Consider the following 15,130-nt stretch of genomic DNA (forward strand, 5'->3'; position numbering starts at 1 on the left):
CGCGCGCCGCGGGTCGAAGGCGATCAGGCCGAAAGGCGCGAGATGTCGGCCACCTGATTCATCAGCCCGGCCAGCTGCGCGAGCAGGGCGAGACGATTGGCGCGGGTGAGCGGCTCCTCCGCCATCACCATGACGTCCTCGAAGAACCGGTCCACCGCCGCGCGCAGCCCGGCGAGCGCGCACAGCGCCGCGGTGTAGTCCTCGTTGGCGACGTGCGAGCGCACCAGCGGCGCGACCTCGACCACCTGGTGGAACAAGGCCTTCTCGGCCGCCTCCTGCAGCAGCGCGAGATCGGGCTCGCCCGGCGTGCCCTCGGCCTTCTTGAGGATGTTGACGATGCGCTTGTTGGCGGCAGCCAGGGCCTCGGCCTCGGGCAGCGCGCGGAAGGCTTCCACCGCGGCGAGTTTGGCCGGCACCAGGTCGATGCGGGCGGGCTTCAGCGCGAGTACGGCGTCGATCACCGCGCCGTCGCGCCCTGTCTCCCGCAGCAGGTTCTTCAGGCGCTCGAACATGAAGTCCTGCAGCTGCGCGGCGAAGCCCTCGGCGCCGAGCAGGCCGGGCTTGAAGCCAGCGGCGGCGGTGTCGATGAGCCTGGGCAGCTCGAGCGGCAGCGGCGCTTCGATCAGGATGCGCAGCACGCCGAGCGCGGCGCGGCGCAGCGCGAACGGGTCCTTGTCGCCGGTCGGCACCATGCCGATGCCGAAGAAGCCGACCAGGGCGTCGAGCTTGTCGGCCAGCGCCACCGCAGCGGCGACATTGCCCTCGGGCAACGCGTCGCCGGCGAAGCGCGGCTGGTAGTGGGACTGGATGGCGTCGGCGACGACCTGCCCTTCGCCGTCGGCGAGCGCGTAGTAGCGGCCCATGATGCCCTGCAGCTCGGGGAACTCGCCCACCATGTCGGTAACGAGGTCGGCCTTGGCCAGGCGCGCGGCACGCTTCGCGGCGGCGACGTCTCCATGCAGTTGCGCGGCGATCGCACCGGCCAGCGCCTCGAGGCGCTCGACGCGCTCGAGCTGGCTGCCGAGCTTGTTGTGGTAGACCACCGGCGCGAGGCGCGGCAGGCGGGCCTCGAGCTTCTGCTTCTTGTCCTGCTCGAAGAAGAAGCGCGCGTCCGACAGCCGCGGTCGCACCACGCGGGCGTTGCCGGCGACAATGTTGCTCGGGTCGGCCACCTGCATGTTGGAAACGATGAGGAAGCGGTTGAGCAGCTTGCCGGCACCGTCGAAGAGCGGGAAGTACTTCTGGTTGGCGCGCATGGTCAGGATCAGGCACTCCTGCGGCACGGCGAGGAACTCGGCCTCGAACTCGCCCACATACACCGTCGGGTGCTCGACCAGCGCGGCGACCTCGTCCAGCAGGTCGGCGTATTCATTCAACAGCGCGCCCTGCTTCGCGGCCTCGGCGAGCAGCTGGCGCTCGATGTTGGCGCGGCGCTCGGCGAAGTTGGGAATGACCTTGCCCTCGGCGAGCAGCGTGGGCTCGTAGGCATCCGCAGTCGCGATGTCGATCTCGCCGCGGCTCATGAAGCGATGGCCGCGGGTGCTGCGCCCCGAATCCAGGTCGAGCACGCGGCCCGGCACCACCTCGGCGCCGTGCAGCAGCGTGAGCTTGTGCACCGGACGCACGAAGGTGGCGTCGCCGTCGCCCCAGCGCATGACCTTCGGGATGGGCAGCGCCTTGATGGCGTCCTGCACGATGCCCGCGAGCACGTCGGCGAGCTTCGCACCCGCCACGGTTGCGGTGTGGAACAGCGCCTCGGCCTTGCCGTCCATGCGGCGCTCGAAGCCCGAAACCGCATCGGCCGGGACGCCCTTCGCCTCCATTTTCTTCAGCAGCGCCGGGGTCGGCTTGCCCTCGGCGTCGAGCGCCACGGACACCGGCATCAGCTTCTCGGTGACTTCCTTGGCAGCGGCCTCGGCAGCCACCTGCGCCACCGTCACCGCCAGGCGGCGCGGGCTGGCGAAGGTGCGGAACGGCGCGTCGGCGGGCGCCAGCCCCTTGGCCTTGAGGCCCTCTGCGATCTTGGTGGCGAAGGTCTCGCCCAGGCGCGGCAGGGCCTTGGGCGGCAGCTCTTCGGTGAGCAGTTCAACGAGCAGGGTCGCGGCGGTCATCACGCGGCCTCCTTTTCAGCATTCAGCATCGGGAAGCCGAGGGCTTCACGGGATTCGAAATACTCCTGGGCCACCGCACGCGACAGGTTGCGGATGCGACCGATGTAGGCGGCGCGCTCGGTCACCGAGATGGCGCCGCGGGCGTCAAGCAGGTTGAAGGTGTGCGCGGCCTTCAGCACCATCTCGTAAGCCGGCAGCGCGAGACCGACCTCCATCACGCGCTTGGCTTCGGACTCGTAGTTGGCGAACAGCGAGAACAGGAAGTCGACGTTGCTGTGCTCGAAGTTGAAGGTCGATTGCTCGACCTCGTTCTGGTGATAGACGTCGCCATAGGTGACCTTGCGCCCGTCGGGGGCGATCGACCACACCAGGTCATAGACGTTTTCCACGCCCTGCAGGTACATCGCCAGGCGCTCGATGCCGTAGGTGATCTCGCCCAGCACCGGCTTGCAGTCCAGGCCGCCGACCTGCTGGAAGTAGGTGAACTGGGTGACCTCCATGCCGTCCAGCCACACTTCCCAGCCCAGGCCCCAGGCGCCGAGGGTGGGGTTCTCCCAGTCGTCCTCGACGAAGCGGATGTCGTGCACCATCGGGTCGATGCCGAGCGCGCGCAGGCTGTCGAGGTAGAGCTCCTGGATGTTCAGCGGCGAGGGCTTGAGCACCACCTGGAACTGGTAATAGTGCTGCAGGCGGTTGGGGTTCTCGCCGTAGCGGCCGTCCTTGGGCCGGCGCGAGGGCTGCACGTAGGCGGCGTTCCACGGTTCGGGCCCGATCGCGCGCAGGAAGGTGTGGGTGTGGCTGGTGCCGGCGCCCACCTCGAGGTCGTAGGGCTGCAGCAGCACGCAGCCGCGCTCGCCCCAGAAGTGCTGGAGCGTGAGGATGACTTGCTGGAAGGTCGGTTTCACGAGTCGGTTTTCAGTGGTCATGGTCTCGGGCAGCCTCCGGGCCGCGCAGCGCACGCAAAAGCTGGGATTTTACCGGGCTTCGGGCCATGAGGGGCAGCCAGGTGGCCGGCGGACACCGTCATGTGAGAGCTACTGTCTGTGGGAGCGGGCTTGCCCGCGAACATCGCGCGCTCACGGGCTGCTTTCGCGGGCAAGCCCGCTCCCACGGACCCGGCGCAGGAAGGCCGCCATCAGGATCAGCAGCGCAAGGCCCAGCGCTGGCCAATCGCCCCAGTGCGCATAAGGGGTGAGCCCCTTGTAGCCCTGCGCCTCCACGCGCAGCACGCCGCGCTCGAACTCGGGCAGCACACCGCTCACACGGCCATCCGGCTGCACCAGCGCGGTCATGCCGGTGTTGGTCGAGCGCAGCATCGGGCGGCCGGTTTCAAGCGCACGCACACGGGCAATCTGCAGGTGCTGGGGCTGGGCGAGCGAATCGCCGTACCAGGCGAGGTTGGAGATGTTGAGCATCAGCGTGGCCGCGGGCAGCGCCCGGATCAGCTCGGCGCCAAACAGATCCTCGTAGCAGATGTTGAGCGCGACTTGCTGGTCGCCGAAGCGCATCGGCGGCTGGCCCGGCGCACCGCGCGTCTGGTCCGACATCGGGATCTGCGCCAGCTTGTAGAACCAGCCGAAGAGCGGTGGCGAGTACTCGCCGAAGGGCACAAGATGCTGCTTCGCGTAGTGCTGCACGGGCGCCGTGCCGAGGCTGATCGCGGCGTTGTAGATCCGCCCCGCGTCGTCACGGCGGAACACCCCCATCACCAGGTCGCCGCCTGTATCGCCGGCCAGCCGGGCAAGCCAGTCGAAGTAGCCCTCGGGCAGGCGATCGAGCAGGGTCGGCAGCGTAGTCTCGGGCAGCACCACCAGTGCCGGCGGCGCCGGGGCCGCGAAGCCGTCGCGGACGAGGTCGAGATTCACCTGGAGGACGTCGGCGAAACGCTCGGGGTCCCACTTCAAGCTTTGCTCGAAGTTGGTCTGCACCAGCGCCACCGGCAGCGGCGCGCCGGTCGGCACGGTCCACGCGCGCCCGGCGAGCCCCATGCCGACCGCCAGCACCAGACCGACCACGGCAACGGGCGCCCAGCGCCGGGTGGGCGTGCCACGGCCCGCAGGCAGGAACGCCACGAGTGCGGCGACGAAGGCCGCGAGACCGCCGACGCCGTAGACACCGATCAGCGGCAGATAGCCGGCGAGCGGACTGGGCGGGGTCTGGGAATAGCCGAGCGCCAGCCACGGGAAGCCGGTGAACACCACGCCGCGCAAGCACTCGGAAAGCAGCCAGAGCGCAGCGAAGAGCGCGGCGGAACGCACCGGCATCGCCGGCGATCCCCGCCCCGTGGGAGCGGGCTTGCCCACGAATGCAGCGGGCGAGCGGGCGATGTTCGCGGGCAAGCCCGCTCCCACAGCGTCCGCTCCCACAGCGTCCGCTCCCACAGCGTCCGCTCCCACGGGGCCCGCTCCAGCGGCGGCAAGCTGCGCCGGCCGCACGGCGACGCGACGCTGCAGGCTGATGAACGCGGCCGCAGCGAGCGCGGGATAGAGCGCCAGGTAGGCACAGAACAGCGCGATGGCGAGCGCCGCCAGCGGCGCCGGCATGCCGCCGTAGCGCTCGAGGGCGACGTAGAGCCAGGACACCCCGCCCACGAATGCGCCGAAGCCCCAAGCAAAGCCGAGCGCAAGGCCGTCGCGGATGCGCGCCACGCCCGCGAGCAGCCACGCCAGTACACCGACGGCGATCAGGGCGAGCGGGTACCACCCGAAGGGCGCATAGGCGAACACCGACGCGCCGCCCGAGAGCAGCGCGAGCACCACCCGCCGCCGCATCACTCTTGCACGGACTCGGGCTGGGGCAGGCGCTCCACCACCAGGGTGTGCACCCGACGACTGTCGGCGCGCAGCACCTGGATCTTCAGCCCACCCACCTCGAGCGACTCGCCACGCTTGGGCAGGCGGCCGAAGTGGCGGATGACGAGGCCGCCGACGGTGTCGTATTCCTCGTCGCTGAAGTCGGTGGCGAAGGCCTCGTTGAAGTCCTCGATCTCGGTCGTGGCCTTCACGCGGTAACGCCCGTTCTGGTCGAGGCGGATGCTGTCGCCGGCCTCGTCGAAGTCGTACTCGTCCTCGATGTCGCCGACGATCTGCTCGAGCACGTCCTCGATGGTCACCAGACCGGCCACGCCACCGTACTCGTCCACAACGATCGCCATGTGGTTGCGCGACACGCGGAACTCGCGCAGCAGCACGTTGAGACGCTTGGATTCGGGCACGAACACCGCCGGGCGCAGCATGTCGCGCAGGTCGAACTCGCGCCCGGCGAAGTAGCGCAGCAGGTCCTTGGCGAGCAGGATGCCGGCGACGTCGTCCTTGCCGTCGCCGATCGCGGGGAAGCGCGAGTGCGCGGTGTCGATGGCGAAGTTGACGATCGTGTCGATCGGATCGTCCAGATGCACGCAGTCCATCTGCGCACGGGGAATCATCACGTCGCGCACCTGCATGTCCGACATCTGCAGGGCGCCTTCGATGATGGAGAGCGCATCGGCGTCGATCAGGTTGCGATCGAAGGCCGAATGCAGCAGCGCGAGGAGTTCTTCGCGATCTTCCGGCTCGCGCGAGAGAAGGGCCGAAAGTCGCTCGAGTAACGAGGGTTTAGGGGAACTGTCCATTTTGGTTGTCGAAGTCTCCGCTTCAGGCGTAGGGGTCGGCGTAGCCGAGATCGCGCAGGATGGCGGTCTCGAGCGCTTCCATCTCCGCCGCCTCGGTCTCGCTCTCGTGATCGTAGCCCTGCAGGTGCAGCATGCCATGCACGACCAGATGGGCAAAGTGCGCCTCGAGGGTCTTGCCCTGCGCGGCCGCCTCGCGCGCCACGACCGGCACGCACAGCACCAGGTCGCCCGCAAGCACCGTTTCGGTGGCCGCCTCGGGCAACGCGGGCTGCGCCTCGCCTTCGGCGTAGGCGAAGCTGAGCACGTTGGTGGCGTAGTCCTTGCCGCGATAGTCGCGGTTGAGCGTGCGCCCCTCGTCCTCGCCGACCAGGCGCACGGTAACCTCTGCGTCCTGGCGCAGCGCCGCCTGCGCCCAGCGCCGGATATGGTTCTTCTTGGGGGCGTTGGCCTTGTCCTCGCCCTCGACCGCCTTCTGCACCGAAAGCTTCAACACCGGCGGATGCTCGCCCGCGGGCAGGTCGATGGGCTCGACGAAGGCCATGTCGTGATGCACATCGACGCGCAGGGTCAGCAGATTGCAGGCCCCGGGCTGCAACGACAGGATCGGCACCGCCGCCTCGTCGTCGGCATCCGCCTCGATCTCGAGGTCGCCCCAGGCGCGCTCGGGGAAGGCCAGCAGGAGCTTGCGGCCGTCGCCAAAGTCGATCTCGAGGCGCTCGGCCTTCACCCGGCTGGCCTTGCCATCGGCGGTGAAGGCGGTGATCTTCGGCGTGCCCGCCACCGCGTCATTCGCCATCTTCGGCATCCTGCTGCTCCCTGTCCGTCGTTTCGCGATCCTTGTCCCGCGCCGCACGCGCGGCCGCCTTCTCGCGCTCGAGGCGTGCGCCCTCGCGGTCGTAAGCTTCGACGATGCGTGCGACAAGCGGATGACGCACCACGTCTTCCTTGTTGAATTCGGTGAAGGCGATGCCGCGCACGTCGGCGAGCACCGCGCGCGCCTCCTTGAGGCCGCTGCGCTGGCCGCGCGCCAGATCGACCTGGGTGAGGTCGCCGGTGACCACCGCCTTGGCGCCGAAGCCGATGCGGGTAAGGAACATCTTCATCTGCTCGGGCGTGGTGTTCTGCGCCTCGTCGAGGATGATGAAGGCGTTGTTGAGCGTACGCCCGCGCATGAAGGCGAGCGGCGCGATCTCGATCAGGCTGCGCTCGAAGAGCTTGCCGACGCGGTCGAAGCCCATCAGGTCGTAGAGCGCGTCGTAGAGCGGGCGCAGGTAGGGATCGACCTTCTGCGCCAGGTCGCCGGGCAGGAAGCCCAGGCGCTCGCCGGCCTCGACCGCCGGGCGGGTGAGGATGATGCGCTCGACCAGGTCGCGCTCGAAGGCATCGACCGCGCTCGCCACCGCGAGATAGGTCTTGCCGGTACCGGCCGGGCCGATGCCGAAGGTGATGTCGAATTCCTGGATGTTGCGCAGGTACTCCACCTGGCGCGGCGTGCGCCCGTGCAGCTCGGTGCGCCGGGTCATCAGCACCGGCGCCGGCTGCAGCGGGTCGGCGCCACTGCCGCGGGTGCCGATCTCGATCAGGCCGAGCTGCACGTCGTCGAGCGACAGGTCCTTGTCGGCGCGCTCGTAGAAGTGCTTGAGCGCCATCTCGCCGCGCAGCACCTGCGCTGGATGGCCAGTAAGCGTGAAGTGCTCACCGCGCCGGCTCACCGTGATGTCGAAGGCGTTCTCGATCTGGCGCAGGTTCTCGTCGAGCACGCCGCACAGGCGGGCGAGCCGGGGGTTGTCCACCGGCTCGAAGAAGACTTCCAGGGTTTTCGCCATTCAGGATTCCCGAACGATGATTTCGCCGCGCAGGCTGTGCGGCAAAGCCGCGGTGATGCGCACCTCGACGAACTGGCCGATCAGGCGGTCGCGATGGGGCGAGTCGGAAGGGAAGTTGACCACGCGGTTGTTGTCCGTGCGGCCCATCATCTCGGCTTCGGCGTTCTTCTTCGCCGCGCCTTCCACCAGGATGCGCTGCACCGTGCCGACCATGGCCTCGCTGTTGGCCTGGTATTGCGCGTCGATGCGCTTCTGCAGGCGGGCGAGCCAGGCGAGCTTGGTCTCCTGGGGCACCGGGTCTTCCAGGTCGGCGGCCGGCGTGCCGGGGCGCGCGCTGTAGACGAAGCTGAAGGAGCCGTCGAAGCCGACGTCCTCGATCAGCTTCATGGTCTTCTCGAAGTCTTCCTCGGTCTCGCCCGGGAAGCCGACGATGAAGTCCGAGGTCAGCGCCAGATCACGCCGCGCCGCGCGCAGCTTGCGCACCACCGACTTGAATTCAAGCACCGAATAGCCGCGCTTCATCGCCGCCAGCACGCGATCCGATCCAGACTGCACCGGCAGGTGGAGCTGCGAGACGAGCTTGGGGATCTTCGCGTAGCAGTCGATCAGGCGCTGCGTCATCTCGCGCGGATGCGAGGTGGTGTAGCGGATGCGCTCGATGCCCGGGATCTCGGCCACGCACTCGAGCAGGAAGGCGAAGTCGCCCTGCTCGCCGTCCTCGCGCACGAGCTCGCCGCGCCAGGCATTGACGTTCTGGCCGAGCAGGGTCACTTCCTTGACGCCCTGCGCCGCCAGGCCGGCGATCTCGGCGAGCACGTCCTCGAGCGGACGCGAAACCTCGTCGCCCCGGGTGTAGGGCACGACGCAGAAGGTGCAGTACTTCGAGCAGCCCTCCATGATCGACACGAAGGCGCTCGCGCCCTCGACGCGCGCCGGCGGCATGGCGTCGAACTTCTCGATCTCGGGGAAGGAGATGTCCACCTGCGAACGGCCGGTCTGCTTGCGCGCCTCGATCAGCTTGGGCAGGCGGTGCAGGGTCTGCGGGCCGAACACCACGTCGACGTAGGGCGCGCGCTTGACGATCGCCTCGCCCTCCTGGCTCGCCACGCAGCCGCCGACGCCGATGATCAGCCCGGGCCTGGTCTGCTTGAGCAGCTTCACCCGGCCGAGGTCGTGGAACACCCGCTCCTGCGCCTTCTCGCGCACCGAGCAGGTGTTGAAGAGGATCACGTCGGCCTCTTCCGGGTTGTCGGTCTTGACCAGCTCTTCGTGGGCACCGAGCACGTCCGCCATCTTGTCGGAGTCGTACTCGTTCATCTGGCACCCGAAGGTGCGGATGTAGAGTTTCTTCATCTTGAAAGGGAAGTCAGGCCGGGCGTGGCGGTCCGCCGAGCGGGCATCGCGGCACCCATCAGCGCTTGGGCGCGGGCATCGCCGCCTCTTCCGGGGTGAGGATCCACACCCGGTGCACCTGGCCGTTGTTGTCGAGCAGCATGCGCACCGTGTGCTCGCCCGACACATGCGAGGGCAGCACGATGCGGTTGGAGGTGTCGCGGATCTGCGCGCCGGGGCTCAGGCGCAAGGCCTCGCCCTTCACATGCACCGCGCCGGCGGTCGCAAAGGCCATCTTCGCCTTCACCGCCTCGTCGGGAATCGGCCGCGGCAGGGCCGCAACCGCCAGGGGAGAAGCCAGGCCAAGCACACTGGCCACCAGAGCGAAGATCAGATGCGCACGCAAGGCGGAGCCGGAACGATCCGGAACGTTGGGAAACAGGCGTCGGATCATCTCCGATCGCCTCGCCGATGTCAATGCAAAAGCCCTTATAAATCAAGCATTCCGACCGGCGCAGCGGATACCCGTCAGCACCCAGCTGGCGCGCGCGGCGGGCAGCCTGCGCAACATGCCCGATCACCGGGCACGTTCGACTATTGACGACCCACGCCGTGAGCCGCTATATTCGCGAGCTCGGCTGGTGATGTAGCTCAGACGGTTAGAGCGACGGATTCATAACCCGTAGGTCGGCAGTTCGATTCTGCCCATCACCACCAACAAAACACGCAAGCCGCTGACTCCAAAGGATCAGCGGCTTTTTCTTTGCCGGCGCGCTGTCAGTGTGGTGCACATAGGTGATACACACATGACCAGCAACCACCTTGCGCGATCCCGGCATGGATCCGTCTTTTTCTTCCGGCGCCGCATTCCGCGCGACCTCCAGGACTGCTTTTCACAGTCCACCGTGATCCAATCCCTTCGGACCACCGACAGGCGCACCGCTATCATCAGAGCGCGCGCTCGTGCAGCACTCACCGACGCGCTCTTCCAACTGCTCCGCGCCCTGTCGCCATCCCAACGCATGAAGATCAGACCTCTCACCATCCGAGCCCAGCTGTCCGACTGGGGCGCCCACCACATCGATGTAGAGGCAGAGCCACATGAGCTCGACGCCGTGACACGAATCATCGAGGTGCTGCGACAGCCAGCGACGACCGTTCAGACCATCGTCCCTCAAGCCTTCCAGCCATCCCAGGCGGTCATTCCTGGAAAGTCCATCTCGGAGACATACGAAGACTACAAAGCCGAGAAGATCTCGGGCAACAGCTGGGCTGACGGCGAAAACACTTCGCGAAATGATCACTGGCCGCACATCCGAGCATTCATCAACCTTGTTGGCGACATCCCCATTAACGCCGTCACTGCGGACGACGTGGAAGAGTTCCAGGGCGAAGTGCTGACCTCAACAACAGGGGGAGCACCTCGGAACCGCGAGAAGCGCCTCACGCGCGCCGGAGCCTTGTTCCGATGGGCAAAAGGTAAGCGCCGCATCCCTGACGACTTCAGCGAACTGTTTCGATACCCTGGCAAGATCGACGAGAACCCCTACCATCGATTCCAGCTCGACGACCTCAAGGCCCTATTCGAGTCGGACGAATATCGCTATGGAACGTTCGGCACGCAATCGGAGTTCTGGCTCCCACTCCTGGGTCTTTTCACGGGCGCCCGACTCAATGAGCTTTGTCAGCTGACAGTGTCCGACATCGGGACACATGACGGCATCGAAACGATCTCGATTCTTGACAACGACTTCAATAAGCGCCTGAAGAACACTGCATCTCGCCGGATTATCCCGATCCATTCGAAGCTCATCGAGCTTGGCTTTCTTTCCTATGCCGGCGCAGTCGGACAAGGGCGCCTTTTCCCAGAACTACCCGAAAACCCCGCACGGACAGGCGACTTCACGAAAGAGCCAAGCCGAAGATTCACAGCCTACAGGCGCAAATGTGGCATCGGATCCGACCTCACAGAAAAAGATGGGGCTCCGTCCGGCAGAAGCAACAAAACATTCCACTCTTTTCGTTCGACACTAATCTCTGCAATGCGGCTCAAGGACGTACCCAAAGACCGGCGCACGAGACTTGCCGGGCATGAATACAGCGACACGCAGGATCGTCACTACACGGGCGGAGACGTCCTGACCATGTTTGCGTTCGAAAGCCTCAAGGCCGACATCGAGAAAGTTCAATTCGACGTGAACTTCTACCCGCCAAAGCAGATCCGCGCGCTTATCCATCGTAAGTGACAGACGCATCGCCTCTTTTCGATTATCCACAGGATCACAAGTAAAACAACACCCCCCGGAAACACGCCTCTTACGGCCAGCCTTGCAAATAAAAATTGAGCGTCACACATTCCATTTAATGGATTTCGTGGTATAATTTTTACGCTAATACATATCAACCCCTGACGCGCATCGCGCGGCTTATCCAGCAAAGCAGCTGCTGGTTAAGTTAACGTTCTTGTATTCCCCTTTTTTGGATCGAGGGGCTGGCCGGTGGAGACAAACACCGGTTGCAAGGACGGGGGAGCTAACTGTCGGGCACAACCCCGCCGTCGTCTCATTAGATGTTTTTTTGGGGTGGCGGCTGCTGCGGAGATCCTCCAACACCCCTGGCTCGCGCCAGGGGTTCATTGGAGCTTGCCCGTGCAGACAGCCCATGCCGATATTTCCGGCACCCCTGACGTATACTTGTTATCCGGTAACATCTCAAACGCCCAAGATGCGTTGGAGGTGTATCGAGTGAAGAAAACCTCTTTTCAAAGCGGCGGCTATGAAGTCGACATGCGGGCCGTGAAAAGAAAGAAGGCCGACCCTGAAGACGACAAGGCAAACGCCCGCGAAAAAGAACGCGACTTCAACAGAAAAATTGGTGCAGCGCGCAGGGACGTTCGACATCGTGTCAAGGCCTTCGGTTGCGATCGGCTTGTCACCTTGACACGCTCCCCGGCGGAAGGCTCTTGGAGCATCGACGACTGGAAACGGGCCGTCTCGCGCTTTATTGCCACCCTTCGGCGCAGGGGCTGCCAACTCCAATACGTTGCGGTCCCGCAGCGGCACAAATCCGGCCAGTGGCACGTTCACATCGCAGTCAATGCATCGATTCCCGTCGACGTTGCGCGCTCGGCGTGGACTGCGGAGGCTGGATCGCGGTCGCGCGTCGTCATCACGCGCCACATTCGTGACGACAGGCTCACTCGAGTCGCAAAGATCGGCTCTTACATCACGAAAACGCTGGACGTGGATTGGCTTTATTTCCCCACAAAAGCCAAACGCTTTTGGTCTTCACTTGGCGGCGAGACGAAGCAATCGTCTTGGTATATCCGTGCGACCTCTTTCAAAGATGCACTGGAAAAGCTCGCGCAACAGCTCCGCCTGGATGTCGGCAGGATTCTCGAATGTGAAGAGTGTCGTGTGATTTATCCGGATGGTCGAGGCATCTTCCTTAATTACCTCCCCGTCCTTGAACGCAGAAGAATCAATGCATCGCACGGCTGAGACTCAACGTTACCTGCAACGGAATTCGTCTTCGGTCTGAAGCACCGCTTCACGCAAAGCCTGCACGTCGACAAGCGCGTTGTGCCGACGCGGATGGCTCCCGAGGCACGCTTCAAGGAGGTCTGTGCATCTGCAAGCCATGGCGCTACCTGGCCAGGAAAGGGGTACGGGAGCCATGTTACCCCTGCCTTCCCGATCACCTTCATCAATCAGGCCCACAAGCAGGAGCCAATCCACCTGAGCATCAAAAACAATAACAGGGAACCGTTGAGCAGAAACACGGACCAGCCACTCCGATACTGCGACGGCCGCAGCCTTTCGCGTCAGCCTACACGTCTTGTCCAAGGCCAGCAGTGGCAACACGTTTTTACGTGTGAACTCACTGCAATCGTGCTCGCACCAACCATCAGCCAACTCCGCGTACCACGTTTCACCGGAATCAGCTGCTAGCCCGATTGAGATCAATCTCGGCTGATGAAAATCCGTGAACTCGGTGTCGATGAAAATCCTCACACCACCCCCACGAACCCGATTCCACGACGCTGCTTCGAGATTGGTCTCTCTACAACCAAATCCTCTGGGGAGAGGACGTTGCTGCCCCGGCGGGCAGCCTTGCCACAAGCTCGCTCAAGTTGCACTCGTACAGCACGTGGCGTGCAATCCGCCAGCAATTCAGCCACCTCGGCCGGCAGCTCCTCGTGCATCGCGCGCCCCCACGCCCTCCGCTCACGAAGCCCCGCATAAATCGAATGTACGATCCGAACAACTTGCTCACGAGTCGGAGCTGGAATTGACAACTCAACGAACCTTGAGCGAATAGGTTTCGGCAAGACGCTCACGTCATTCGTCGTTGCGATCCAGCACACGTGACTCGCATCAAGGGACACTTGGGGAACCGACAAGTCTCGAAATTGCGCCGCTGATTTCGGCTCAAGCAGCTGATACAGCGCGGCCTCCGGGCTGTACCTACCTCCAACCGCAGCCTTATCAAGCTCATCGAGCATCACAATGGGGTTCGCCACAGGGCCAAGCGCGAGGGTATCGAAAAGTCGTCCCGGCTGTGAATTCGACCAAAATGCGTCGCTACCCGCGAGCGCTGCACCGCTCTGCGCGGACGCCATGTCGAGGCAAAGCAGCGGCGCCCGCAACCACACGGCAAGCGTGAGCGCAAAGTCAGTCTTCCCGATGCCGGGAGGTCCGTCCAGAAGTACGGGCGGCAAGCAGACCCGACCATCCCCCAAACACGTTGTGAGCGCAAACTGATCGCGCAACAGTTCAATAAACGACAAGAAATTCGGGTGCGATGCTTCAAGACCGTCGAGGAAATGCTCCCAGTCCGGCTGTACCGTGGCAAGAGGTTTAATCCCGCCAACGTGCCTCAGCTTTTTCACGGTGCCCAGGATACGGACCCGGACATCCGAGTCCTTCGCATCTGCTGAACGCTCAAGATCAGCAACGCCGTCGTCCGTGAAAACTTCTGCTGAGGGAATGTCGACCCGGTTCTCTGCGAGATCAACGGATCGAAAGAAATCACCGAGATCTCGGTGATTTTGGGGAATTGATTTCTTGGGCATACGATCTCCTGATAGCCAATATGGTCTTGGGTATCGAGGAGATCCTGGTGCTTGACTGAACGCCGTCGCTTAAGTGTGCCCCAGTTGATCTACTGATAAAACTACACCGACACAGCCTTTGCCGGCAACGCAAATTTAATCGGAAAACTGCTCGTTGCGCAAGCCCCATTTTCAAAGACAAATACCCACCTGCAAGATCAGCGTTGGCCCGAAGAGGATTCAAAGCACCTCCAATCCACCGCCCTTGCCCCGCAGGTCACAAGATCGAGAAAGCGTTACACGCGATCCAACGTGTACTTGTAACGGGCGCGCATCCCATGTTTTTGCCTTTCGGCACCCGTTACATGGCCAGGACAGCTCTGTCCACGAAGTCCAAACACATGTCTCGATGTCCAAAAACGACCGTTTTCGGACATCCCGCCGCAAGATGTCCGAAATATAGCTTTCCATATTTTCGAACACATGTATAATTCGGACATCCTTTTCGTACATCTTTAAAATCATGGCACGGGTTTTTGCATACTGCCGAGTCTCTACAGCCGGCCAAACCACCGACAACCAGGTGCTCGAAATCGAATCAGCCGGCTTCAGCATTGAAGAGCACCGGATTGTTACCGAGCACATCAGTGGCTCAACCCAGGCGCTACGTCGGCCAGCCTTCAAACGGCTCGTGGACAGGTTGGAGAGCGGCGATGTACTTGTAGTGACAAAGCTCGATCGGCTTGGGCGTAACGCAATGGATGTCCGTGCAACAGTTGAAACGTTGGCACGTGTCGGTGTGCGGGTTCACTGCTTGGCGCTTGGGGGGGTCGATCTGACAAGTTCCGCTGGTCGGATGACCATGTCGGTCATCGCAGCGGTCGCAGAATTCGAACGCGATCTGCTGGTGGAGCGAACCCAACAAGGCCTGGCCAGAGCACGCAAGCAAGGGAAGGCGCTTGGCCGACCTGCAGCCTTGTCGGAAACCCAGCGTTTCGAGGCGATTGAGAATCTAAAAGCAGGCGTTTCGGTTGCTGAGATTGCACGCACCCTGAAGACAAGTAGGCAGACCATCATGCGGCTACGTGCCACCCAAGGCGCACAAGGCGCCACATAGCTTCATGCCGGCCTTCTTCGATTAAAGGCGCCAAATTTCAGGTCCTTCAATCGAACAAGAATCCTGATTCCACATAATGAG

The 15,130-nt window shown here is 63.9% G+C and carries 12 protein-coding genes and 1 tRNA gene; 4 read left to right on the plus strand and 9 right to left on the minus strand.

From position 1 onward, the window contains the following. Positions 1 to 23: 23 nt before the first annotated feature. The 8 genes from glyS to AAG895_RS16365 form a co-directional block, all read right to left on the minus strand. Complete coding sequence (gene glyS / locus AAG895_RS16330) at positions 24 to 2,111, minus strand: glycine--tRNA ligase subunit beta (protein WP_345793040.1); 2,088 nt, start codon at positions 2,109 to 2,111, stop codon at positions 24 to 26. Then, complete coding sequence (glyQ, locus tag AAG895_RS16335) at positions 2,111 to 3,037, minus strand: glycine--tRNA ligase subunit alpha (protein WP_345793041.1); 927 nt, start codon at positions 3,035 to 3,037, stop codon at positions 2,111 to 2,113. The genes glyS and glyQ overlap by 1 nt, the downstream gene beginning before the upstream one ends. A gap of 150 nt (positions 3,038 to 3,187) precedes the next feature. Then, positions 3,188 to 4,882: an apolipoprotein N-acyltransferase gene (gene lnt / locus AAG895_RS16340; protein WP_345795317.1), complete on the minus strand. Its 1,695-nt coding sequence runs from the start codon at positions 4,880 to 4,882 to the stop codon at positions 3,188 to 3,190. Beyond that, entirely contained in the window at positions 4,882 to 5,721 is an 840-nt protein-coding gene (locus AAG895_RS16345; protein ID WP_345793042.1) for a transporter associated domain-containing protein, read from the minus strand. Before AAG895_RS16345 ends, lnt begins: the two co-directional genes overlap by 1 nt. A 22-nt stretch (positions 5,722 to 5,743) precedes the next feature. Next, a complete protein-coding gene (gene ybeY, locus AAG895_RS16350; protein ID WP_345793043.1) occupies positions 5,744 to 6,526 on the minus strand; it encodes an rRNA maturation RNase YbeY in 783 nt (260 codons plus the stop codon). Further along, positions 6,507 to 7,547 carry a PhoH family protein gene (locus AAG895_RS16355; RefSeq protein ID WP_345793044.1) on the minus strand — a complete coding sequence of 347 codons (1,041 nt, stop codon included), beginning with the start codon at positions 7,545 to 7,547 and terminating at the stop codon, positions 6,507 to 6,509. The genes ybeY and AAG895_RS16355 overlap by 20 nt, the downstream gene beginning before the upstream one ends. Then, the gene (gene miaB, locus AAG895_RS16360) at positions 7,548 to 8,900 is read right to left on the minus strand and encodes a tRNA (N6-isopentenyl adenosine(37)-C2)-methylthiotransferase MiaB (RefSeq protein WP_345793045.1); all 1,353 of its coding nucleotides are present in this window, start codon (positions 8,898 to 8,900) and stop codon (positions 7,548 to 7,550) included. 58 nt (positions 8,901 to 8,958) lie between these two features. After that, positions 8,959 to 9,333: a hypothetical protein gene (locus tag AAG895_RS16365; RefSeq protein WP_345793046.1), complete on the minus strand. Its 375-nt coding sequence runs from the start codon at positions 9,331 to 9,333 to the stop codon at positions 8,959 to 8,961. Between the two features lie 186 nt (positions 9,334 to 9,519). Here AAG895_RS16365 and AAG895_RS16370 point away from each other — a divergent pair. The 3 genes from AAG895_RS16370 (at position 9,520) to AAG895_RS16380 (ending at position 12,379) form a co-directional block, all read left to right on the plus strand. Continuing rightward, positions 9,520 to 9,596, plus strand: a tRNA-Met gene (locus tag AAG895_RS16370). Between the two features lie 89 nt (positions 9,597 to 9,685). Next, positions 9,686 to 11,125, plus strand: a complete 1,440-nt coding sequence (locus tag AAG895_RS16375; RefSeq protein ID WP_345793047.1) for a site-specific integrase — start codon at positions 9,686 to 9,688, stop codon at positions 11,123 to 11,125. A 402-nt stretch (positions 11,126 to 11,527) separates the two neighbouring features. After that, on the plus strand, positions 11,528 to 12,379 hold the full coding sequence (locus tag AAG895_RS16380) for a hypothetical protein (RefSeq protein ID WP_345793048.1): 852 nt from the start codon (positions 11,528 to 11,530) through the stop codon (positions 12,377 to 12,379). A gap of 509 nt (positions 12,380 to 12,888) precedes the next feature. Here the strand turns inward: AAG895_RS16380 and AAG895_RS16385 are convergent. Further along, complete coding sequence (locus AAG895_RS16385; protein ID WP_345793049.1) at positions 12,889 to 13,953, minus strand: AAA family ATPase; 1,065 nt, start codon at positions 13,951 to 13,953, stop codon at positions 12,889 to 12,891. A 502-nt stretch (positions 13,954 to 14,455) separates the two neighbouring features. On the opposite strand from AAG895_RS16385, the gene AAG895_RS16390 reads away from it, so the two are divergent. Next, on the plus strand, positions 14,456 to 15,049 hold the full coding sequence (locus tag AAG895_RS16390; protein ID WP_345793050.1) for a recombinase family protein: 594 nt from the start codon (positions 14,456 to 14,458) through the stop codon (positions 15,047 to 15,049). Positions 15,050 to 15,130: the final 81 nt, after the last annotated feature.

The sequence above is a fragment of the Thauera sp. JM12B12 genome (assembly GCF_039614725.1).
Taxonomy (GTDB): domain Bacteria; phylum Pseudomonadota; class Gammaproteobacteria; order Burkholderiales; family Rhodocyclaceae; genus Thauera.